This window comes from Streptomyces sp. x-19 (assembly GCF_046549115.1).
GTDB classification, from domain to species: Bacteria; Actinomycetota; Actinomycetes; order Streptomycetales; family Streptomycetaceae; genus Streptomyces; species Streptomyces albulus_C.
Genome location: NZ_JAJPWK010000005.1, coordinates 12,657 through 35,308 on the forward strand (window position 1 = coordinate 12,657; position 22,652 = coordinate 35,308).

Below are 22,652 nucleotides of genomic sequence, written 5' to 3' on the forward strand. Positions count from 1 at the left end.
CCAGTCATAAGCGCCCGGCGGGCTGGTTTGCGTTTCAAACTCCCCACGGCGAAAAGGTGCGGAACCAGATATTCCAGACGACTGTTTTCGAAATGAGGAGGAAATGAGTAGGGTGTGCCCCGCTGCCGACTGACCAGCGGCGGCGGTCCAGCCGAATTCGGCATGGACGGAATGCGTAGGTGCCGCAAGGTACCCACGTGCACCGGGAGGGGAACATGCCGGGTGGCTCATTCGAGGGGCACTACGTATGGAGTCCAGCAGCCGATGACCGGGCGCTGGCGCGAGCGTGTATGGATGTCCGTGCCGGACGCTACTTGAGCGCTCACGAGGTGCTGCGGGAGACCCGGCAGGATTTCGAGCTGCGGGCTCACCGGTCGTTGGTGCTGGCCTCCGAGGCGGCCGGCACCGACCTGGCGGAACGCTGGCTCGCCGAAGAACCGGGACCGGACGCCGCCCTGTTATGGGCCCGGGTGGCCATGCTCCGGGCGCTGCGCATGGCCGACGCCGGCGACCGACGGGCCGGCGCACTGGACCGGATCGCGCGCACGGCCTGCGAGCGGGCCGCGAAACTGGCGCCCGAGGACCCCACCCCGTGGGTGGCACAGCTCGCCCTGGCCCGTCTCGACCGCCCCCACGACCCCGCGCCCCAGGGGCTGTTGACCGCGCCCACCGGGCCCTGGTACCTCTTCGCGCACATCCTCCGGATCGACCCCTGGCACCGCGAGGCGCACCACCGCTTCCTGTCCTTCTTCTTCACCCGATACGGCGGTTCCTCCAGCGCGAGCTGGGACGTCGCCGCCTTCCTGAGCCAGCGCGCCGCGGCCTCCTCACCGCTCCGACTGCTGCCCCTGGTGGCACTCGTCGAGGACTACAACCCCGCCGCGCTGTTGGCCGACCGCACCTGGGAACAACCGCAGTGGATCACCGCCGCGACCGGCGTCTACCGCAACTGGTTCCCCACCGTGGCCGGCTACCGCTTCACCCCGGTCGTGGACCTGGCCTACCTCGCCCATGCGTTGTTCATGGCGAAGTGTGAATTCGAGGCCAGGGAAGTCCTCACGGTCATGGGGCCTTATGCGTCACGGATGCCCTGGAGTGTTTTCGGTGATCCGGAAGAACAATTGACCAAAGCCAGAAGGGCGTGCGGGCTCCCCATTCCGCACGATCCGTGACGCACTGAACGCACCCCCCACCGGACCGTTGTCCCCACCAACAGAAAGGTTTCGGTAGTGCCCGATCGTACGTCCACCCCAGCTCGCGCCGCATCCCGCTCGAATATCCAGAACGGCCCGGACCCCGCCGCCCTCGATGATGACGCGACCCTGCATGCCATGGGGTATCCGCGGAAACTCACCCGGAGATTCCGCGCTTTCGATAATTTCGCCATCTCCTTCACCATCATCAACATCATCTCCGGCATCTTCTCCTCGTTCGGCTTCGGCCTGAACGCCGGTGGCCCGCGCATCCTGATATTCGGCTGGATCGCGGTCTCCCTCATGGTGCTGTTCGTCGGCGCCGCCATGGGCGAGATCGCCTCCGCGTTCCCGACCAGCGGCGCCCTCTACTTCTCCGCCGGCAAGCTCGCCAAGCGTCACCAGGGCGCCTGGTCCTGGTACACCGGCTGGCTCAACTTCGTCGGCCAGGTCGGGGGCACCGCCGCCACCAACTTCGCGGCCGCCACCTTCATCCAGGCGTTCATCGCCATGCAATGGCCCTCGTACGTGCCCACCGCACCGCAGACCGTCGGCATCACTGCGGCCATTTTGCTGGTGCAAGCCCTCGCAAACACCTACACCGTGCGGCTGGTTGCACTGCTCAACCGAATTTCCGTGTGGTGGCTGCTGGTCGGCATGGTGGTGATCGTCGTCACCCTCGCGCTGATTCCGACACACCACCAAGAACCGTCCTTCGTCACCCACTTCGCCAACAACACCGGCTTCACCAACGCCATTTACGGTGGAATGCTCGGCCTGCTCGTCACCAGCTGGACGTTCACCGGCTTCGACGGCAGTTTCCACATGTCCGAGGAAACGGTGAAGGCCACCGTCAATGCCCCGCGCGGGATCATGCGGGCGATCAGCTGCTCCGCGATCACCGGACTGATCCTCATGCTCGCGCTGGTCTATGCCATTCGCGACTACGACCACGCCGCGAAGGCCGATGCCCCGCCGGTGCAGATTCTCGTCGACGCGCTCGGCGTGCAGACCGCGAAGTTCCTCCTGCTGATCGTCATCGGCGCCATGCTCTTCTGCGGGCTCGCCAACATGACCAGCAACACCCGCCAGATCTTCGCCTTCTCCCGCGACGGCGCGATGCCCGGCTCCCGCTGGTGGCACTCGGTCTCCGACCGCACCCGCACCCCCGTCAAGGCCGTCTGGCTCGCCGCCGTCTCCTCGCTGGTCCTGGTCGTCCCCGGCTGGTGGTCGCACACCGCCTTCACCGCGGTCGTCAGCGTCAACGTCGTGGGCCTCTTCCTCTCCTACGGCGTGCCGATCTTCCTGCGGCTGCGCCTCGACGACTTCCCGTCCGGCCCGTGGAACCTCGGCCGCTGGGGCAAGCCGATCGCCGCGATCGCCGTCCTCTGGATCGTCGTGAGCAACCTCCTCTTCATGCTGCCGCAGCAGTACCCGGTCACCCCGGAGTCCTTCAACTACGCCCCGATCGCCCTGGCGGTGGTCCTCGTGATCGCCACGGTCTGGTGGTTCGCCACCGCCCGCCGCCGCTTCCAGGGTCCGGTCAGCTACGGCAGCCCCGACGAGGTCGCCGCGATGGACCTGATCTGACCGAAGAACCACCAGCAGAAAGGGACGCACCCCCGATGCGACCGACCCCCCGCACCGCCCCGACGGGCGCCGGTGAACTCAGCGTCGCCGCAGCCCCGTTGGACCACTGGCACGAGATCGTCGACTGGACCGCCGACGAGGGCTGGAACCCCGGCGACGGCGACATCGACGCCTTCCACCGCACGGACCCCGACGGCTTCCACCTCGGCCGCCTCGGCGACCGCACGGTCTCCGCCGTCTCGCTCGTCAACTACTCGTCCGCATACGCCTTCCTGGGCTTCTACCTCGTCGCACCCGGCCTGCGCGGCCAGGGCCTCGGGCTCGCCACCTGGCGCACCGCCCTCCCGCACGCCGGGAGCCGGACCATCGGCCTGGACGCGGTCCCCGCCCAGCAGGAGACCTACCAGCGGGCCGGCTTCACCCCGGCCCACGACACCCTCCGCTACACCGGCCGCCCCACCCCCGGCGCCCCGACCTCCCCGGACACCCACCCGGTCACCGCCGCCCACCTCGACGCGATCGCCGCCTACGACCGCCGCTGCTTCCCCGCCGACCGGCGCGGCTTTGTCACCCGTTGGCTGACCGCACCGGGCCGCACCGCCGTCGTCCACCTCCGGGACGGCGAGGTCACCGGGTACGGCGTGCTCCGCCCCGCGCACACGGGCCACCGCATCGGCCCGCTCTTCGCCGACACCCCGCAGGCCGCCGAAGCCCTCTTCGACGCCCTCACCGCCCACCTCGACCCGGCCGACGAGGTCACCCTCGACATCCCCGAACCCCACGCAGCAGCAAGGACGTTGGCGACCGCCCGCGGCCTGACGCCCCGCTCGCACACCGTCCGCATGTACACCGGCCCGGTCCCGTCCACGGACCCGTCCCGCACCTTCGGCGTCACCAGCCTCGAACTGGGCTGACCGGACGCCCCGCGGCGCCGACGCACGCTGCCGCGCACCTCGGAAGGGCCGAGCCCTCCCGAGGCGCGCGGCAGTACCGCGCCGGTGCCGTGCACCCGCCGACGACGGCCCCGGGACCGCCCGGGGCGCCGCACCGCCCGCGCGGTCACGCACCGTGCGGCACACCGGCGTTGGTGAGGATCTCGCCCGGCGACAGGGCCACGCTCTGCGCGGCGGTCAGGCCGGAGGCCGCCAGATGGGCGTCGACGATCCGCAGCCCGGTCGCGTACCCGGCGAAGTCCGGCAGTCCCACCGGCTCGCACCCCATGAGCCGGGCGGTGGCGTCGCCGAAGACGTACGGCGGCAGGTTCGGCATGCCGGCCACGTCGACGGCGGCGGTGACCTTCTCGTACGCACGGTCCAGTGCGACGCCGGTCAACCCCGTCGCCCACGGCCCCATGGCCTGCTCGCCGGCCAACTCCCGTACGAACGCCTCGGCCAACCCCTCGGCGACGACCTGTTCCCCCACCGTGACGGTCATCGGATTCCAGACCACGTTGGCGTAGCGCACGTTGTGGTGCAGCTCGTGCGCGGCGGCGTGGTCGATCTTGGCCAGACTCGTCTCGGTGGGCCACATCAGCAGGTGGATCGCGCCGGGGAAGCCCCCCAGCCCGAAGTAGCCGGCGCTACGGACCGTCAGGTGGTGGTCGTCGGGATCGCCGAGCACCACCACGACGTGCACCGTCTCGGCGTGCCTGATCCCGGGCACCGCACCACTGATCCGCTCCCAGGCGGCGGTCAGCGACTCCTCGACCCGTTCCCAGACCTGCGCCTGCCGCATCCGGTGCAGGGCGGCCACGTACCGCGGGTCGTCGCGGTCCAGGCGGAAGCCGGCACCCTGTTGGTGGACCTGGGCCTGATCCACGTCGCCCAGTACGGCCATCGGGCCCCGGAGAGGGCTGAGCATCTCTCGCAGGGCGTCCGGCCGCTGGGCGACCGGACGCTGCAGCAGGTCGAGCATCGCGGACGCGGTGTCATGCACAACGATCTCCATGTCCCGGGACCGTAGGGCCTCCTGTTACCGGAGGGTCAAGCCGAGCGACGGCCCCGGCGGTTCCGTCGTCCCTCCGGCGCCAACCTCCAGCCGTCGCGCGGCCCGCGCCCCTGCCGTCCGCTCGCCCGGAGCGCGGACGTCCGCGGTCACGGGCGTTCGGCGGCAGCGATCAAGAAGTTGGGCAGGTGGACGTAGCTCTCGATGCCCGGGGTGGTGTCCTGCGCCGCGCGCGCCGTGCGGGGGTCGAGGCCCGGTTCGGCGAGTTCGCGGAGGCGGCAGCCGAGGGCGGCGAGTTCGTTGAGGTAGGCCGAGAGCGGGCGGTGGAAGTCGTGGGCGTAGGTCTGGGGGATGGCGTACTCCTCCAGATAGCGGTCCACGCGGTAGGCGCCGTGCTCGCGCCACGTGGTCAGGAGCTGTTCGAAGGCCGGGTGGTTGACGGAGAAGACGAACCGTCCGCCGGGCCGCAGCGCCTGCACGCAGGCCCGCATCGCCGGCTTCCAGTCCGGGACGGCCGCCAGCACCATGCTGCAGACGACGGCGTCGAACGGGCCGCCGAGATCCGGCAGTCGGGTGAGGTCGGCCTGGACGAAGGCGATGCCCTGCGCGAGGGCGCGTTCCTTCTCCTGGGCGTAGCCGAACATCGTGTCCGTGGGCTCGACGCCGGTCACGTGCGCCCCTCGGGCGGCGAGCATGCGGCTGAAGTAGCCGTGCCCGCACCCCGCGTCCAGGACGCGGAGTCCGCGCACGTCACCGAGCATGCGCAGGAGCACCGGGTTGATCAGGTGGTGCTTGGCGAAGTCGCCGTCGGGCTCCATCGCCTCCAACGCCGTACGGGGGATGTCGTTCCACTGTCGGATCGCCGCGTCGTTCGTCGGGTGAGTGGTCACCGGCCGGAGCGTAGTGCCGGCCGGGCCCCGGCCGCGGCGGCAAAAGTGGCCGTGTTGCCGGCCGGCCGAGCGCCCCGGCAGAGAACCCTGGCGGAGCAGTCAGCGCGGCGCGCTCCGGCCCGTGCGGTACACCACGTTCGGTCGCAGCGGCCCCTCCGGGGCGGCGGGATCGTCGAAGTCGTACTCCGGGACCCGGGTCATGCCGATCGGTTTCCGCACGGCGCTGTGCGCTCGCCGCGGCCCCGGTGCGGGCGGGAGCGTCAGGCGGTGGCGGTGGCGGTCGCCGTGTCGCCGGGACGTCGGGGAGGGGTGCGGGCGAGCGCGAGGCGCAACAGCACGGCGACGAGCACGGCCGCCGCCGGGGAGGCCGCGACGAGCGTGTAGGGCAACGAGCCGCGCTCCAGGGGCTCCGGGGTGTCGAGCTGGTAGCCGGTGAGGGCGTGCGACACGGCGCCGACGAGCAGCGGCAGGGGCCACACGATCAGGCCGCGCAGCGCGTAGACGGCGAGCACCCCGCGAATCCGCGCGAATCCGCCGGTGCGCGGCCGGACCTCCTCCGCAGGCGCGTCGGCCCCCGTTGCGACGGCCCGGGAACACACGCCCTGCAGGGCCGCGCTGCCGGTGCCGAGGAGGAGCAGGAAGAGGGGGAGCGTGCAGAGGGCGACCCGTACCAGGCCGGTGGGGTCGTGCAGGTAGGGGTCCTCAAGTTGGTGGTATCGGATCTGCTCGTTCCGCATGTGGGTGAAGACGGGCCAGGCGAGTGCGAACGTCGCGGCCGTCAGCAGCAGCCCGGCCAGTCCGGACCGGCCGACGACGCGCACCGTCGCAGCCGTCAGGGTGCACCGATGCCGCCGGAGGGCGGCGAACGCCGTGGCGGCGACGCCGCGTTGCGGGCGCACGTCCGTCGGCGGCGTGGTGCGGTCGTGTTGCGTGGTGCGCGTCATGGGACGAGCCCTCTGTGCGTTCCGGGGCCGTTCCCGGTGGAGACGCGGGGCGGACCGGGCGCGGTTCTCCGGATGCGGCCCTCACCCCGCCGGAGACCGGGCACCCCACCGGGCCCCGCCCCCAACCGGCCTGCGCGCAGGCTCGGTCGCACCGGCCCGGCCCACATTCACTCGTGTGAGTGCTGCACCGGAAATCGAACACGTGATGCAATTTGAGGCATGACGCACTATGCATTCCCCGACGACCTCGTCCAGGCCCAGTCCGCCTGGTACGCCGCCTATCAACAACTCGCCACAGAGGACAGCCCGGTGCGCGCGACGGTACTGCGCCGTCGACTGCAACGGCTGTCGGTGCAGATCGCCACGCACCCCTACTGGGCCGACATCCCCGACCAGGCACCGGCCGCCCGGATCGCCTTGAAGGAGATGCGCTGGGCGGAGGAGCAGTCGTGAGCGCTGCGTGCGCGTCGCTCGGGATCGCCGCCGAGTGCGTCCGGCCCGGATGCGGGCTCGGTGGCGGGGGAGTTGGGGCGACTCGGGTGGTTGGGCGCGACGGATGCCGCGGGCGTCGCGCAGGTGGGGGACGTCGGCGAAGGCGTGGCGGGTGGGGACGGACTCCGGGAGGGGGCAGGGCCGGGCCGCGGGTGGAGGAGCGAGCAAAGGGAGGCGGAGACCGGCTGCCGTTGGTGGCGGGAGCGGCCGGGGCACCCCAGGCCGGTCCCGCTGGGTGAGGGCTCAGCGGCCCAGTCGACTGCGGACCATGGTGAACAGGGCGTTGAGTTCGGGGAGTTTGAGGAGGCGGGCGAGGGCGAGGAAGAGGGCGAAGAGGACTGCCGCGCCGACCACGAGGGCGGTCAGGGAGCCCAGGACGTCCGTGCCCAGGGCGTGCAGCAGCGCGGTGGACGCGGCGCCGGCGGCGAGCGCGGCCGGGGCGGCGGCGGTGCACAGGCGGGCGTAGGTGCGCAGGACGCGGGCGCCGTCCAGGTCGCCGCCGAGACGGTGGCGCAGCCGGCGCCAGGCGACGGCGATACCGACGGCGAAGGCCAGACCGTAGGAGGCGGCGATGCCGGTGACGGCCCATTGGGCGGGCAGGAGGGCGAAGCACAGGGCGGAGGCGGCGGCGTTGACGAGGGCGACGACGAGGGTGTTGTAGAAGGGGGTGCGGGTGTCCTCGTAGGCGTAGAAGCCGCGCAGCACGACGTATTGGGCGGAGTAGGGGATGAGGCCCAGGCCGAAGGCCATCAGGGCGTGACCGATGCCCTCGGCGCCCTGGGCGTCCGAACTGCCGTAGAGCAGGGTGGCCATCGGCAGTCCCAGGGCGAGGAACGCGAAGGCGCAGGGGACGATGGCGACGGCGGAGGTGCGCAGGCCGTAGGAGATGTCGTCGCGGACGGCGCCGGCGTCCCCGGTGTGGGCGGCGCGGGAGATGCGGGGGAGGACGGCGGTCATGACGGAGACGGTGATGATCGCCTGCGGCATCTGCCAGATCTGCAGGGCGAAGTTGTAGGCGGTGATGCCGGCACCGCTGTGGCCGGCGCGCTCCGCGGCGGCGCCTGCCTTGGTGGCGAGTTGGGTGACGACGGTCAGCCCGAGCTGGTTGGCGAGCACGAACAGCAGCGTCCACTTGGCCAGGCCGACGGCCTTCCCCAGCCCGTGTCCGCGGAAGTCGAAGCGGGGGCGGAGCCGGACGCCGGCCTTGCGCAGGTAGGGGAACATCGCCAGGGCCTGGACGGCCAGCCCGAGCAGGGTGGCCAGGCCGATGAGCCGGACCCCTTCGGGGGTGATGGTCGCCGGGCTGACGCCGGAGCGGGCGAAGCCGCCGAAGGCCCAGATGAACGTGCCGAAGCCGGCGATGGTGACGATGTTGTTGAGGACCGGAGTCCACATCATCGCGCCGAAGCGCTCACGGGCGTTGAGGATCTGACCGAGCACGACGTGGATGCCCATGAAGAACAAGGTGGGCAGGCAGTAGCGGGCGAAGGCCACCGTCAGGGCCATCCGTTGGGGATCTGCCGCGATGTCCGGCGACATCATGCGCACGAGCAGCGGCGCCGCCACCACGCAGAGCGTCGTGGCGCCCGCGAGCAGCACGACGACGAGGGTCAGCAGTCGGTTGGCGTATGCCTCGCCGCCGTCCTTGTCGTTCTTGACGGCGCGCACGAGCTGGGGCACGAACACCGCGTTCAAGGCGCCGCCGCCGACCAGCGTGTAGATCATCGTGGGCAGGACGTTGGCGACTTGGTACGAGTCGTTGAGGGTGCCGACGCCGATCGCGGCCGCCATGACCAGCGTGCGCAGGAAGCCGGTGACGCGGGACACGATGGTGCCGGCCGCCATCAGGGCGCTGGACTTGGCCAGTCGGGCGGTGCCGCCCTTCGCTTCGGGCGTGGCCGTGGTGGGGGAGGCGGATGCCGGCACGTCGTGCAGGCGCAACGGCAGGGTGTCGTCCGGCGGATGGCTGCGGAGACCTCCGGGTCCGTCGGACTCTTCGTGTGGCGCAGCCATGCCGGTGCCTCCTCGTCAGGACGGGACTCGTGGCCCGTCGTGGTTCGACAGACACCTTCGCACTCCGTTGCGGTCCGTCGGGCACGGGCCGTCGGGGACCGGTGCTTTCCCGCCGCGGTCGTGCGCTTCGCCCGTCCGGGCTGCCCGGCGAGCGGTGCGGGAGGCACGCCGCGGGTCCTGTATGATCATGAGCGAACTCCGGCCCTGCGGGCGGGAGTCCGGCGTCCGTGGTCCAAGGAAAGACGTCCACCATCCGGTGGGAAATGCAGGTGCAAGGCCGGCCGGGCGCTCCACGAGAAGAGGTCCCTCCCCGTGTTGGGGAGGGACCTCTTTCCGTTGGCGCCGGGGGCTCATGAGCGAGTGGGCCGATGCGCCAAGTGGCCCGGGGGCAGTGGGTCGGGGCCAGTGGGTCGGGGGCCAATGGGGTCAGGGGCCGACGGCGCCGTCGACGCCCTCGCGGAGGAGGTCCGCGTGGCCGTTGTGCCGGGCGTACTCGTGGATCAGGTGCAGCATGATCAGGCGGAGCGACACGTCCTCGCCCCACCGGGGTTGGTACGCGGTGAGGTCGAGGGACTCGGCCGCCTCCTCGATGCGGCGGGCGTGTGCCACCTCGGCCTGCCAGGCGGCGATGGCCGAGGCGCCGGTCGCCTCGGCGTCGTCGAACGCGGCCTGGAAGTCGCCCTCGTCGGACCAGACCAGGGGGATGTCCTCCCCGCCGACCACCCGGCGGAACCACGTGCGTTCCACCTCGGCCATGTGCCGGACCAGGCCCAACAGGGAGAGCGTGGACGACGGCACGGCGCGCCGCCGCAGTTGCTCGTCGGTCAGCCCCTCGATCTTCATCGCGAGCGTGGCGCGGTGGAAGTCCAGGTAGGCGCGGAGCGTCTCCCGCTCACCGGCGCGACGGGGCGGATCGAGGCGTTCGGTTGTCATGTACCGAGAGGCTACCGGTGCGATGGAGGCGGGGGCCGGCGATCGTCCTGGCGCAGGTCGCGGCCCGGGGTCGGGGTGCCCCGGGCCGAACCGGCAGGTGCCGTGGAAGTGTCGTGGCTAGGGAAGGTACCGCTCCAGGGCCGCCCGCCCCTTCTCGTCGATCAGCCGCTGTGCCCACTGCAGGCTCGCCGGAGTGGGCTCCCGCCCGGAAGCCCTGACCAGGTCCTCCGCGTCGAAGGGCCGCTCGCTACCCGTGTACAGCTCCGCCGGTCGCCGCTCGCCCGGGGTACTACTGCCCTTGGTCGTCACAGGTCCTCCTTCGTCCGCGCCCGCCGAGTGCCGGGACCTCGCTGGTTCCATCATGGGACCGGTGCCGGAGACCCGCACGGCGTGCCCGGCCCACCCGGTCAGCCCACGGGGCGCGGGGCCCCCGGGTAGTCCGGCGGGAACGCCTGTTCCGCCCAGATCGTCTTGCCGGAGGGCACGTACCGCGTCCCCCAGCGCTGCACCAGCTGCGCGACGATGAACAGCCCCCGCCCGCCCTCGTCGTCGCTCGCGGCGTACCGCAGGTGCGGCGAGGTGTGACCGGTGTCGGAGACCTCGGTGACCAGCGCCAGGTCCCGCAGCAGCCGCAGGTGCACCGGGCCCGAGGCGTGCCGCACGGCGTTGGTGACCAGTTCGCTGACCACCAGCTCGGTGGCGTACGACAGCTCCGCCAGGTCCCACGACGCCAGCTGCCGGGTGGCCAGCTCGCGGGCGGCGGCCACCGCGGCCGGCTCCGCGGGCAGCTCCCAGGCGGCGACCTGCCGCGCGTCCAGCTCCCGGGTGCGCACCAGCAGCAGCGCCGCGTCGTCCGGTGCCGCCCCGCCGGGCAGCAGCGCCGCCACCGCCCGGTCGCACAGTTCCTCCAGGGGCCGCCGGTCGTCCCGGAGGACGTCGCCCAGGAGGGCCAGCCCGGCGTCGACGTCCCGGTCGCCGCAGCGCAGCAGCCCGTCGGTGAACAGGGCCAGCATGCTGCCCGCGGGCAGCTCGGTCTCCCACGACTCGAACGGCAGGCCGCCCAGGCCCAGTGGCGGGCCGGCCGGCAGGTCCGGGAACGTCACCTCGCCCCCGGGGTGCACGACCGCCGGCGGCGGATGCCCGGCCCGGGCCATCGTGCAGTGCCGAGACACCGGGTCGTAGACCGCGTACAGGCAGGTCACCCCGGTGGCCGCGTCGTCCGGGCCGGGTTCCTCGACGAGGCCCGCGGCGCGGTCCTCCGGGGCCTGCCCGACCAGGTCGTCGAGGCGGCCCAGCAGCTCCTCGGGCGCCAGGTCCAGCCTGGCGAGCGCCCGTACCGTCGTCCGCAGTCGGCCCATGGTGGCCGCCGCCTGGAGACCGTGCCCGACGACGTCCCCGACCACCAGCCCGACGCGGGTGCCGGACAGCCCGATGACGTCGAACCAGTCGCCGCCCACGCCGGCCCGGTCGTCGCTGGGCAGGTACCGGTAGGCGGTGTCCACCGCGGACTGCGGGGACAGGCGCTGCGGGAGCAGATTGCGTTGCAGGGTGAGCGCCGCGGCGTGCTCGCGGGCGAACCGGCGGGCGTTGTCGATCGAGACCGCGGCCCGGACGACCAGTTCGTCGGCCAGGTCGACCTCGCCGCCGTCGAAGACCGCCGAAGTGGCCCCGCGGTCGAAGGTCACCAGCCCCATCGGGGTGCCACCGGCCCGCAGCGGCACCACGACGGTCCGCTCCGTGCGGATCATCCCGCCCGACGACAGGCTCCGGTACGGCAGCGTGCCCCGCCGGTACGCGACCGGGTACGGGGGGTGCGGCGGCCGGTCCGGCGGGTCGTCGCGGGAGCGCGAGGCCACCCGGACCAGCTCCGGCACCCCGCCCTCGCCCGGATCCGGGTCCCCGCCGGCCAGCACCGAGCGCAGCAGGTCGACGGTGACCGTGGCCGCGAAGGCCGGCACCGCGACCTCGGTCACCTCCCGGGCGGTGCCGACCATGTCCAACGTGGTGCCGATCCGGCGGCCGGCCTCCACCAGGAGGTTCAGCCGGCGCTGCGCCTGGTAGCGGTCGGTGATGTCGAAGGAGTCCTCGCACACCCCCAGCACCCGCCCGTCCGGGTCCTGGAGCCGGTAGTAGGAGCAGGACCAGACGTGTTCGGTCCCCGGGTCGGTGGGCTGCTCGCCGACGAAGTGCAGGTCGAGGAAGGGCTCACCGGTCGCCAGCACGTGGTGCATCACCGCGTCCAGGCCGCGGGGGTACCCCTTGGTCACGAACTCACCCGGGTACAGCTCGTCCGCCCGCTTGCCGCTCAACTCCCCCAGCGGCAGCCCGATCTCCCGGCCGTACGAGGTGTTGAACCACGTCAGCCGCAGGTCGTTGTCGTAGATGGCCAGGCCCACCGGTGACTGGGTGGCCAGCCCGTGCAGCATCGCCTGGCGCGCCTCCCACTGGCGCAGGTCGTCGAGCCCCGTCGCCACCAGCACCCGGGCCGGACCGGCGCCGGTGGCGGGCAGCGCGTCGGCCAACGGGCAGATGGTCACGGCCACCGGCAGCCGGTGGCCGTCCGCGTGCCGGGCGGAGCGGGTCCCGATGTCGGTCAGTGCCCCGGCACCCGGCGCCGGGCCGTCCGGGGCGGGGGCCGGCTCCGGCTCCGGCAGGAACGTGCCGACCGGACGGCCGATGATCTCCTCCGGCGCGTACCCCAGCAGCCTCCAGGCCGCCGCGCTCCAGCCGATGACCCGTCCCCGGGCGTCCAGCACCGCGGTGGCCGCCCTGGTGACGTCGAGGGGACCACGGAAGTCGGCGCTCGTCGCCGCCGCGTTCCATGCGTTCATGGCATCAACCCAGCCCGGTTCAGTAACTCCAGCATCGAGCCCGCCACCCACCCGCACAACCGGCCCTGCCCCGAGTGGGCGAGCGGCCGGCGGGCCTTTCTTGGTGCGGTGCGGGGCGGTCGCTGGCACAGTGGGAGGGGCGCCGGGGACCCGGCCGCGCGTCACGCCCAGCCGCGCTCGCCCGTCGGCCGGGCCGGGCGCCGTCGTCGAACTCCCGCGCTCCCGGCCGGACGCCGGGAGTTCTCGACGACGGGACCCAGCGACAGGAGGCAGATGTCCATGCCGTCCCCCCGCCCGACCACGCCGGTCCGCGGCGCGCCCTGTTGGGTGAGCCTGATGACCAGCGACCTGCGGTCCGCGCAGCGCTTCTACGGGGCCGTGCTGGGCTGGCACTTCCGGCCGGCCAGTCTGGGCGAGGAGTTCTCGGTCGCCCTGCACGACGGGGAGCCGGTCGCCGGAATGGGGGCGTTGGCCCCGAATTTCCAGGTGCCGGTGGCCTGGACCGCGTACTTCGCGGTGGCGGACGCCGACGACACCGCCGGCCGGATCCGCGAGCGCGGCGCCACGGTGGCCGTCGGACCGCTCAAGCTCGGCCCCGGACGGGCCGCCCTCGCCGCCGACCGGGACGGCGCCATCTTCGGCTTCTGGGAGGGGCAGACGCTGTCCTGGTCGGTGGGGACCGGCCACGCCCCGGCGATCCTGGAACTGCGCACCAGGGACGCGTTCGCCGCAGCCATCTTCTACGCCGAGGTCTTCGACTGGGCGTCGGAGGAACCGGGCGGCTGCCAGGTGACGTACGAGCACGACCAGGTCATCGTGCGCGACCGCACACACGTGGTGGCGGCGCTGCGCGGCGGCGCGGTGGAGGCCGCCCCGGACCCGCGGGTGCGGCCCCAGTGGCACGTGCACTTCCGGGTCCCGGACGTCGCCGCGGCCATCGAGGCGGCGGTGGCCGGTGGCGGGACCGCCACCCCGCTGACCGAGACCCGGGACGGCCACGGGAGCCGGGCGATGGTGCGCGATCCGGACGGCGGGTTGTTCACCGTCACGGGGCCCGCGGCGCCGGCCTGAGGCTCGCCGCGGCGGGCCTCAGGCGCCCCTCTCCGGTTGGAGCGGCGGGCACCACGCGGACTGGACGCTGCCGCCGACCCGTCCGCAGTAGCCGGCCTGGGTGGGCTTGCCGTCGCCGTCGATGTGCTGCACCGACAGCAGCTTGTCCAGCGGGACCTGACGGTCCACCTCGCCGCCGAAGCCGATGATCCCGCTCTCCCCGTCGAGCGCTCCCTCTCCGTGCACCCCACTGATCGCGTGCCACACCGCGGAGGGCGTCAGCGGCATCCCCGGGGCGTCCTCGCGCAGCTGCTTGACCGCGTTGACGTACAGCTTCACCGCGTCGAAGCCGAGTGCGGCGTGGCCGTCGAGGGACGAATTGGGGACCTTGGCGCACTCCTCGGGGAAGAGCCGGGACATCTCGGAGTACAGCTCGCTGGAGTCGGCGCAGTGCGCCGAGCCGAGGGTGAAGTCCAAGAAGGCGTAGGGGATCCCGGGGTACTGGGCGCGGCGGACCGGGTCGGCCGCCAGCCGGGCGACGTCGTCGCCGCCGATGACGGTGGGCGGGGCGGAGTTGCAGGACTCGTTGATCCCGCCGAGGAAGGTCTCGAAGTCCTCCGCGCGCCCGGCGTAGAACACCAGCCCCGGGTAGGAGCAGCTGCGCTGGCCGACCGAGCCGGCGCCCGGTGCCGTCGAGGACGGCTCGCCGCCCGGGGGCGGCGGCGGACTGAAGGCGGTCCGCTCGACCGCGAAGCCCCGGGCCCGGAACTGCCGGGCGACGTCGTCGCCGAGCGTCTGGCTGTAGGTGTCGGTGGGGTCGGCGGAGCCGATGACCCGGACCTGCCGGGTGGGTTTGGTCCGGCCGTCGACGAGGTGGTCGGCGTAGGCCGCGGCGACCTCGGCCTCCCGGCTGTTCTGCGGGGACACCTGGAAGTACAGGGGTGACTGGCGCACCAGGGAGTCCGCGGAGAGGGTGGTGGCGACCATGGGCACTCCGGCCTCGGTCAGTTTGCGGATGGTCTGGTTGGTGGCCTCGCGGCTCTGGTCGAGGCCGGTGACGCCGACGATGGACGGGTCCTGGGCCTTCAACCCCTGGAGGATCTGCACGACTCGGGTGCCGTAGCGCATGCCGGAGCCGGCGTTGGCGGGGAAGATCCGCAGGATCGGTTCGGTGCTGCCGGTGGTGCGCAGCTGCCGGGACTGGGCGCTGGCCGCGCCCTGGAGGGCCTCGCGTCCGTAGGCGAGCTGGGCGGTGGACTTGCCGGTGGTGCTGAGCAGCGCGGAGAGGTGGACGAGCGTGACCAGGGGGCGTTCCGGGGACGTCTGGTGGATCTGGTCGGCGCGGGCGTTCTGGTCGGCGATGGTGCGCAGGGTCTTGTTCAGTTCGGCGTCGGGGGAGTGGAAGGTGAAGCCGTGTCGGGAGACGCCGATGCACTCGCCGGTCTCCACGGTGTGCAGGGTGTCGGCGTCGTCCTGGAAGCGCCCGAGTCCGCAGTGCGCCGTGCGGTAGGCGCCTTCCCGGTCCCAGAGCAGCCCGGCCGTGCCCAGGAGGGTCGCGAGCACGCAGCAGGCGACGGCGACGGACACCACGCGCCGGGCCCACAGCGGGGGCTCGGGTAGCCGCAACCGTGCGTCCTGTGCCACTTCTTGACGTCGCGTCAGCTCGTATTGGGCCTTGGCCGCCGGGTCGTCGGAGGGCGGCAGCAGCGCGGGCACGGTGACCGGGAGGTACCAGGGGGCGCGGTTGCGGGCCCGGCCGGTGTGCAGGAAGGTGTCCCGCCAGCCGCCGTAGAGCCGGTCGGAGAGCTCCCACAGTGAGTTGTGGCCCCAGTCGGTGCGGAGTTCGGTGCCCTCCGCGGGCGGCTGCGCGCCGCAGCTGATCAGCAGCAGCGGATCGAAGGCGCCGGTCTCGTTGCGGACGTCGATGACGGTGCGCAGCAGGGGGTGGCCGCAGTTGTCGGCGGCCGTGCCGGACAGCACGGCGACGCAGTACGCGGTCCGGCGGGCGGAGCGTGGCCGCCACGGACGGCGCCGGAACGCGATCCGCAGGTCCTCCAGGAAGGCGTTGACCATCAACTTCCGCAGTTGTTCCGGGTCTTCGACCTGGTTGTGCGGGACGGTCAGCCGCTCCGCGAAGCCGATGAAGGTGCCCGGGTCGCGCGGGGCCAGGTAGGGCTGGTTGAGCAGCCAGCGGTACTCGCGGCCCAGGCCCCGGCGGACCCGGAACCACGCCAGGGGGAAGACGTGCACCGCGAACAGCCAGACCCACCACGGCACGTTGCCGTCCACCGCGAGTTCGGTCTCCGGCGCCCGCAACAGGCCGAACAGTCGACGGCGCCGGAACTCCCGCTCCCGCAGGCCCCGGAGGAGGCTGTGGTCGGTGCCCTCGACGTCGCCCGTGCCGTCCGCGCCACTGCCGGAGCCGGCCTGCAACAGCCAGTTGACCAGGCCGAACCGGCGGAACCTGACCCGTCCGTCGGTGCCGTTGACGCTGCGTGCGAACCCCTGCGCCAGGCGCTCCAACGTCCGGCGCACCGCCTCCACCGATCCCGGGTCGGTGGACGCCGGATCGGCCGCCAGGTCGTGCAGGCAGTGCGGTACCCGACGGGGGTCGGCGTGCGAGAGGAAGTAGCCGATGCCGCGGGCGAGTTGGGCGTGGTCGTCGCCGGCGACCAGGCACAGGACCGGCAGGCCCTCGCGCCCCTGGGCCACGCCGCGGTGCCGCACGGGCTCCGGACACTCCCTGCGGCGCGGCCGGCGGACGAGGTCGGCGATCAACCGCAACAGGTGTCCGGCTCCGTGGAAGACGGGTATCTGGGCATCGCGTTCGCTCGGCGCCATGGTGCCCCTGAGGCTGGTTCCGAATAGGGCCGGCATTGTGCCACCGCCGCGCGGCCGGAAGCTACGGTTCTGCTCCGCTGCGGCGGAACGTCCCGGTGCGTCGGGTACGGCCCCCGCGTCCCGCAGCCGATCGCCCCGACGACCGGCCCCGACGGCGCCCCGGCCGGGCGCTCCGGCCGCGCACCGCCCGGCCGCCGCGGCCCGCGGGCACCCGTCCCGCCCGTCCCTCCCGTCCCGCAGGACGGCCCGACCCCGACCGCCGCGACGTCACGGGCGCCCGACGGAGCGCGGAATCCGGCCACCCCACCCCCGGGCGCCGTGGCGCTGACCGCACGCCGAGCGCCCGGGCGGTGGCGCGACCGCTGTGGGGCGCGGTGCGGAAGGGGCGTAAAGGGGAGCTGTGGGCGCGGTTAAGAAATCCTCGATGGACCGGGCGGCCGCCGTAGGGAAGATTTCTGGCCGGAGATCGGCGGGCCGTACCGGGCCCCCGGTGCCGTCCAGTCATCTTTTTCTACGGGAGCCGTTGCGGTGAAGGCACTGGTCAAGCAGAAGGCGGAGCCGGGACTCTGGCTGATGGACGTGCCGGAGCCGGAGGTCGGCCCGGGCGACGTCCTGATCAAGGTGTTGCGCACCGGCATCTGCGGCACCGATCTGCACATCCGCGCCTGGGACGGCTGGGCGCAGCAGGCCGTCAGCGCCCCGCTGACGGTCGGCCACGAGTTCGTCGGGGAGGTCGTCGGGACCGGCCGGGACGTGGCCGGCATCAAGGCCGGTGACCTGGTCAGCGGCGAGGGCCACCTGGTGTGCGGCAGCTGCCGCAACTGCCTGGCCGGCCGCCGCCACCTGTGCCGCGCCACGGTGGGCCTGGGCGTCGGACGGGACGGCGCGTTCGCCGAGTACGTCGCGCTGCCCGCCGCCAACGTGTGGGTGCACCGGGTCCCCGTCGACCTCGACATCGCCGCGGTCTTCGACCCGTTCGGCAACGCCGTGCACACCGCGCTGTCCTTCCCGCTGGTCGGCGAGGACGTGCTGATCACCGGCGCCGGGCCGATCGGCATCATGGCGGCGGCGGTCGCCCGACACGCCGGCGCCCGCAACGTGGTGATCACCGACGTCAGCGAGCAGCGCCTGGACCTGGCCCGCAAGGTCGGCGTCAGCCTCGCCCTCAACGTCGCCGCCACCTCGATCGAGGCCGGCCAGCGCGAACTGGGCCTGCGCGAGGGCTTCGACGTCGGCCTGGAGATGTCCGGCCGCCCCGAGGCGCTGCGCGACATGATCGGGAACATGACGCACGGCGGTCGGATCGCCATCCTGGGGCTGCCGTCCGAGGAGTTCCCGGTCGACTGGTCCCGGATCGTCACCTCCATGATCACGATCAAGGGCATCTACGGCCGGGAGATGTTCGAGACCTGGTACGCGATGTCCGTGCTGCTGGAGGGCGGCCTCGACCTCGCGCCCGTGATCACCGGCCGCTACCCGTACCAGGACTTCGACGCCGCCTTCGCCGACGCGGCGAGCGGCCAGGGCGGCAAGGTCATCCTCGACTGGAGCGCCTGACCCCGCCCGCCCCTCCCAAGACGCCGCCGCCCGCCGGCCCGACCCGCGCACCCCAAGGAGACACCCCTCATGTTCGACGCCGTACGCGACGACCTGCGCACCGCACTCGACGAGATCCGGGCCGCCGGCCTGCACAAGCCGGAGCGGGTGATCGGCACCCCGCAGTCCGCCACCGTCGCGGTCACCGCCGGCGGCCGCCCCGGCGAGGTCCTCAACTTCTGCGCCAACAACTACCTGGGCCTGGCCGACCACCCCGAGGTCATCGCCGCCGCCCACGGGGCCCTCGACCGCTGGGGCTACGGGCTGGCGTCGGTCCGCTTCATCTGCGGCACGCAGGAGGTGCACAAGGAACTGGAGCAGCGGATCTCCCACTTCCTCGGCCAGGAGGACACGATCCTGTACTCCTCCTGCTTCGACGCCAACGGCGGTGTCTTCGAGACCCTGCTCGGCCCGGAGGACGCGGTGATCTCCGACGCCCTCAACCACGCCTCCATCATCGACGGCATCCGGCTCTCCAAGGCCCGCCGCCTGCGCTACGCCAACCGCGACCTGGCCGACCTGGAGCGGCAGTTGAAGGAGGCGCAGGGCGCCCGGCGCACCCTGGTCGTCACCGACGGCGTGTTCTCCATGGACGGCTACGTGGCGCCGCTGCGGGAGATCTGCGACCTGGCCGACCGCTACGGCGCGATGGTCATGGTCGACGACTCGCACGCGGTCGGGTTCGTCGGGGCCGGTGGCCGCGGCACCCCGGAGCTGTGCGGGGTGATGGACCGGGTCGACATCATCACCGGCACGCTCGGCAAGGCGCTGGGCGGTGCCTCCGGCGGTTACGTCGCGGCGCGCGCCGAGATCGTCGCGCTGCTCCGCCAGCGCTCCCGCCCCTACCTCTTCTCCAACTCGCTCGCGCCGGTGATCGCGGCCGCCTCGCTCAAGGTCCTGGACCTCCTGGAATCCGCCGACGACCTGCGCGAACGCCTGCACGCCAACACCGCGCTGTTCCGTTCGCGGATGACCGAGGAGGGCTTCGCGATCCTGCCCGGCGCGCACCCGATCGCCCCCGTGATGATCGGGGACGCGGCCGAGGCGGCCCGGATGGCCGAACTGCTCCTGGAGCGCGGGGTGTACGTCATCGGCTTCTCGTACCCGGTGGTGCCCCAGGGCGAGGCCCGGATCCGCGTCCAGCTGTCGGCCGCCCACTCCACCGAGGACGTGCACCGCGCGGTGGACGCCTTCGTGGCGGCCCGCGCGGCGCTGGGGAGCTGACCGGCCCGACCGGAGGCGGCCGGGCACGATCCGGCCGAACCCTGCGAAACTGGATCCATGATCGAAGCACGTCGGCTGCACATCCTCCGTGCGCTGGCCGACCACCGCACGGTGACCGCCGCGGCCGCCGCGCTGTACCTCACGCCCTCGGCGGTCTCCCAGCAGCTCGCCGCGCTGGAACAGGAGACCGGCCACCGCCTCGTGGAGCGCGGCGCCCGCGGCGTCCGGCTGACCGCCGCGGGCGACATCCTGCTCGGCCACGCCAACGCCGTCCTGGCCCAGCTGGAGCGGGCCGAGGCGGAGCTGGCCGCGTACGACGAGGGCGAGGCGGGCACCGTGACGGTGGCCGCGTTCGCGACCGGCATCGCGCTGGTGCTCGCCCCGGCCCTCGCCGAACTGGCCGGTTCCGCGCCCGGCATCCGCGTCCGGGTCCAGGACGCGGAGGGCGACGCCAGCCTGCTGATGGTGCTGGACCGGCAGGTCGACGTGGCGGTGGCCGTCGAGTACCGGGGCGCGCCGGACGCGGACGACCCCCGACTGACCCGCGTCCCGCTCTACGCCGAGCCGTTCGACGCGGTGCTGCCGCCGGGGCACCCGTTGGCCGGGGTGGCGGCGGTGCCGTTGGCCGGGCTCGCCAAGGACCCCTGGATCGGCCCCTATTCCGGCAATCCGTGTCATGACGTGGTCGTGCTGGCCTGCGAGTACGCCGGCTTCCGGCCGCGCCTGACGCACTCCTCGGACGACTTCCGGGCGGTGGTGGCGCTGGCCTCGGCGGGGGTGGGGGTGGCCCTGGTGCCCCGCTCGGCGCTGCGCGGGATGGACCTCGGGGGTGTCGTGGTGCGGCCGGTCGACGGGGTGGCGCCCACCCGCCGGGTCTTCGCCGCGGTCCGGCGGGGCGCGGAGGACCACCCGCTGTTCCGCCCGGTGCTGACGGCCCTGCGCGCGACGGCTGCCGACCTGGGGTGAGCCGCCGGGGCGGTGGGGCGGCCGTCAGGTGCCGGCGCCGGGCGGCGGGCGGCCGGTCCGGGTCCAGGCCGTTAGTTGACGGGCCGTCCAGGTGTTGATGATCCGGTCGGCGGGGACGCCGCACTCCTCGGCGCGGGCGCAGCCGTAGATCTGCCAGTCCAACTGGCCGGGGGCGTGCGCGTCGCTGTCGACGGCGAAGAAGGCGCCGGCGTCCAGGGCCTGACGGAGCAGGCGGCGCGGCGGGTCGAGGCGGTCCGGGCGGCAGTTGATCTCCACCGCGGTGCGGTGCTCGGCGCACGCCGCGAAGACCGCCGTGGCGTCGAACTCCGACTCCGGGCGCAGCTTGCCGGTGAGCTGCCGCCCGGTGCAGTGGCCGAGCACGTCCACCAACGGGTTGCGGACCGCGGCCAGCAGCCGCCGGGTCATCGGCCCGGCGTCCATCCGCAGTTTCGAGTGCACCGAGGCGACCACGACGTCGAGCTCGTCCAGGAGCTCCGGTTCCTGGTCGAGGGAGCCGTCGTCGAGGATGTCGCACTCGATCCCGGTCAGCAGTCGGAACGGCGCCAGCCGGGCATTGACCTCGGCCACCACGGCCAACTGCTGCCGCAGCCGCTCGGCGGTCAGTCCGCGGGCCACGGTGAGCCGGGGGGAGTGGTCGGTCAGCGCGCACCAGGCGTGGCCGAGGTCGCGGGCGGTGCGGGCCATCTCCTCGACGGGGCTGCCACCGTCGGACCAGTCCGAGTGCAGGTGGCAGTCGCCGCGCAGGGCCCGGCGCAGGGCCCGACCCGCCTCCCCCTCGACCAACGGGCCGCCGGCCTCCTCCTCCAGGTGCGTCAGATAGGCGGGCCGCTCCCCGGCGAGCGCCTCCTCGACGACCCGGGTCGTCTTGGGGCCCAGTCCCTTCAGCCGCCCCAGCGTGCCGTTGCCGGCCCGCTCGCGCAGGGCGTCGGCGGGTAGTGCGGTCAGCACCGACGCCGCGGTGCGGAACGCCTGCACCCGGTACGTCACCGCCCCCTGTCGCTCCAACAGGAACGCGATCCGCTCCAGCGCCGCCACGGGATCCACGTACCCACCGTGCACCGGGCGGGGGGCGCCTGCCACCGCGGCCGGTCCGGCGAACGGCGGGCACCGCAGTTATGCGAATATGTCCGTTCTCTGGATGCTCGATCCGTTTCCGTCGGAATGACGGGGCGATAGCCGTGATGATTCCGGTCATTAGTGACGTGGAAGTCGAGGGCAATCATGTTCGGTTAAAACCTGTGCAACATCCAGGTCGTGCGGCGGAAACGCGAAGTGGACTTCGCGGCGTCGCGGGGCGCTAGTCGGGCGTTAAGTCGGGCCGCCTTCAGGAAATCTGCACACCGAATGTGCAGCCGGCACACGGGCCGCGGTTTCGCGTGTGTGCGGCGCCGGCCCGCTCGGCGACTTGCATCCGGAATGTCCCATTCCGCGGGAATGGCAACGAGGGTTCGGCGGAAAGGAAACCGGAGAAGATGTGAAGATGCTTCGACCATGCCATGGATGCGCGCACACGACCGGCAATTTCGCGGGGTGGATACGTCCGGATCGCCGCTCATCCGATTAGCAGCGCAACCCGCCTGCATGCTTTGATCCATCGCACCGCGGGAGTCGCCGGGGTTTCCCGATATCGGGGCCCGGACTACCGTGGCCGCGGCCGGGCCACCCACCGGAGACCCGTACGCGGTTTTCTTGATATTGATCCGAAGGGAAACATCATGAACAACGCCCAGGTGCAGACCCAGGAAATTTCCGACGCCGACCTGGACAACGTGTCCGGTGGCCTCGTCGGCGGTGTCGTGAACACCGTCACCACCACCGTCGGCTCCGTCGCCCCGGTCACCGGTGTCCTCAACACCGCCACCGGCCTGGTCCAGCAGACCACCGGCCTGGACGTCCAGGGCGTTGCGGGTAACCTGACCGCCGGTCTCTGACCCGGAGCCGACCCTGTGCCGCCGCGCGGCACAGCCGGCATCCAACGGTCGCGACGGCAATCGGCGCCCCCTCCCTGCCGATCCGCCGTGTCGAGTGCCCCGGACAACCCGGTTCCGACCGGGTTCCGGGGCACCCGGCTGTCCGCGACCGGAAGCCGCCGGAGTTGGAACCGCGCGCCCCCGGCGCGCGTCT

Annotated in this window: 18 protein-coding genes; 9 read left to right on the forward strand and 9 right to left on the reverse strand. The window is 72.8% G+C overall.

The window, feature by feature from the left end; genetic code table 11:
• Nucleotides 1-215 precede the first annotated feature (215 nt).
• The 3 genes from ACLJT4_RS15090 (at nt 216) to ACLJT4_RS15100 (ending at nt 3,697) form a co-directional block, all read left to right on the forward strand.
• Nucleotides 216-1,172 (forward strand): hypothetical protein, encoded by a 957-nt coding sequence (locus tag ACLJT4_RS15090; RefSeq protein WP_411122833.1) that lies wholly within the window; start codon nt 216-218, stop codon nt 1,170-1,172.
• A gap of 159 nt (nt 1,173-1,331) precedes the next feature.
• Nucleotides 1,332-2,783, forward strand: coding sequence for an amino acid permease (locus tag ACLJT4_RS15095; protein WP_411122834.1), 1,452 nt, complete (start codon nt 1,332-1,334; stop codon nt 2,781-2,783).
• 35 nt (nt 2,784-2,818) lie between these two features.
• Nucleotides 2,819-3,697: a GNAT family N-acetyltransferase gene (locus tag ACLJT4_RS15100; protein WP_411122835.1), complete on the forward strand. Its 879-nt coding sequence runs from the start codon at nt 2,819-2,821 to the stop codon at nt 3,695-3,697.
• A 145-nt stretch (nt 3,698-3,842) separates the two neighbouring features.
• Here the strand turns inward: ACLJT4_RS15100 and ACLJT4_RS15105 are convergent, their stop codons facing one another.
• The 3 genes from ACLJT4_RS15105 to ACLJT4_RS15115 form a co-directional block, all read right to left on the reverse strand.
• Nucleotides 3,843-4,730: a DUF2268 domain-containing protein gene (locus tag ACLJT4_RS15105; RefSeq protein ID WP_411122836.1), complete on the reverse strand. Its 888-nt coding sequence runs from the start codon at nt 4,728-4,730 to the stop codon at nt 3,843-3,845.
• A 146-nt stretch (nt 4,731-4,876) separates the two neighbouring features.
• Nucleotides 4,877-5,617 carry a class I SAM-dependent methyltransferase gene (locus ACLJT4_RS15110; protein WP_411122837.1) on the reverse strand — a complete coding sequence of 247 codons (741 nt, stop codon included), beginning with the start codon at nt 5,615-5,617 and terminating at the stop codon, nt 4,877-4,879.
• Nucleotides 5,618-5,877: 260 nt separating this feature from the next.
• A complete protein-coding gene (locus ACLJT4_RS15115) occupies nt 5,878-6,561 on the reverse strand; it encodes a hypothetical protein (RefSeq protein WP_411122838.1) in 684 nt (227 codons plus the stop codon).
• A 219-nt stretch (nt 6,562-6,780) separates the two neighbouring features.
• On the opposite strand from ACLJT4_RS15115, the gene ACLJT4_RS15120 reads away from it, so the two are divergent.
• The gene (locus tag ACLJT4_RS15120; protein WP_411122839.1) at nt 6,781-7,014 is read left to right on the forward strand and encodes a hypothetical protein; all 234 of its coding nucleotides are present in this window, start codon (nt 6,781-6,783) and stop codon (nt 7,012-7,014) included.
• A 282-nt stretch (nt 7,015-7,296) separates the two neighbouring features.
• Here the strand turns inward: ACLJT4_RS15120 and murJ are convergent, their stop codons facing one another.
• From murJ to ACLJT4_RS15140, 4 genes are all read right to left on the reverse strand, one after another.
• Complete coding sequence (murJ, locus tag ACLJT4_RS15125) at nt 7,297-9,066, reverse strand: murein biosynthesis integral membrane protein MurJ (RefSeq protein ID WP_411122840.1); 1,770 nt, start codon at nt 9,064-9,066, stop codon at nt 7,297-7,299.
• Between the two features lie 426 nt (nt 9,067-9,492).
• A complete protein-coding gene (locus tag ACLJT4_RS15130) occupies nt 9,493-9,999 on the reverse strand; it encodes a DinB family protein (protein ID WP_411122841.1) in 507 nt (168 codons plus the stop codon).
• A 117-nt stretch (nt 10,000-10,116) separates the two neighbouring features.
• Nucleotides 10,117-10,308, reverse strand: coding sequence for a hypothetical protein (locus ACLJT4_RS15135; protein ID WP_411122842.1), 192 nt, complete (start codon nt 10,306-10,308; stop codon nt 10,117-10,119).
• Nucleotides 10,309-10,406: 98 nt separating this feature from the next.
• A complete protein-coding gene (locus tag ACLJT4_RS15140) occupies nt 10,407-12,830 on the reverse strand; it encodes a SpoIIE family protein phosphatase (protein ID WP_411122843.1) in 2,424 nt (807 codons plus the stop codon).
• Nucleotides 12,831-13,109: 279 nt separating this feature from the next.
• Between ACLJT4_RS15140 and ACLJT4_RS15145 the strand changes: the two genes are divergently transcribed.
• Nucleotides 13,110-13,901, forward strand: coding sequence for a VOC family protein (locus tag ACLJT4_RS15145; RefSeq protein ID WP_411122844.1), 792 nt, complete (start codon nt 13,110-13,112; stop codon nt 13,899-13,901).
• An 18-nt stretch (nt 13,902-13,919) separates the two neighbouring features.
• On the opposite strand, the gene ACLJT4_RS15150 is transcribed toward ACLJT4_RS15145, so the two are convergent.
• The gene (locus tag ACLJT4_RS15150; RefSeq protein WP_411122845.1) at nt 13,920-16,721 is read right to left on the reverse strand and encodes an ABC transporter substrate-binding protein; all 2,802 of its coding nucleotides are present in this window, start codon (nt 16,719-16,721) and stop codon (nt 13,920-13,922) included.
• Between the two features lie 528 nt (nt 16,722-17,249).
• Here ACLJT4_RS15150 and tdh point away from each other — a divergent pair.
• The 3 genes from tdh to ACLJT4_RS15165 all read left to right on the forward strand — a co-directional run bounded on the left by tdh (nt 17,250) and on the right by ACLJT4_RS15165 (nt 20,507).
• On the forward strand, nt 17,250-18,278 hold the full coding sequence (tdh, locus tag ACLJT4_RS15155) for an L-threonine 3-dehydrogenase (protein ID WP_411122846.1): 1,029 nt from the start codon (nt 17,250-17,252) through the stop codon (nt 18,276-18,278).
• A 69-nt stretch (nt 18,279-18,347) separates the two neighbouring features.
• Nucleotides 18,348-19,541, forward strand: coding sequence for a glycine C-acetyltransferase (locus tag ACLJT4_RS15160; RefSeq protein ID WP_038517723.1), 1,194 nt, complete (start codon nt 18,348-18,350; stop codon nt 19,539-19,541).
• 57 nt (nt 19,542-19,598) lie between these two features.
• Nucleotides 19,599-20,507 (forward strand): LysR family transcriptional regulator, encoded by a 909-nt coding sequence (locus tag ACLJT4_RS15165; protein ID WP_020930629.1) that lies wholly within the window; start codon nt 19,599-19,601, stop codon nt 20,505-20,507.
• A 24-nt stretch (nt 20,508-20,531) separates the two neighbouring features.
• Here ACLJT4_RS15165 and ACLJT4_RS15170 read toward each other — a convergent pair whose 3' ends face one another.
• Nucleotides 20,532-21,572, reverse strand: a complete 1,041-nt coding sequence (locus ACLJT4_RS15170; protein ID WP_411122847.1) for a PHP domain-containing protein — start codon at nt 21,570-21,572, stop codon at nt 20,532-20,534.
• Between the two features lie 671 nt (nt 21,573-22,243).
• Between ACLJT4_RS15170 and ACLJT4_RS15175 the strand changes: the two genes are divergently transcribed.
• Complete coding sequence (locus ACLJT4_RS15175; RefSeq protein ID WP_016576071.1) at nt 22,244-22,459, forward strand: type A2 lanthipeptide; 216 nt, start codon at nt 22,244-22,246, stop codon at nt 22,457-22,459.
• Nucleotides 22,460-22,652: the final 193 nt, after the last annotated feature.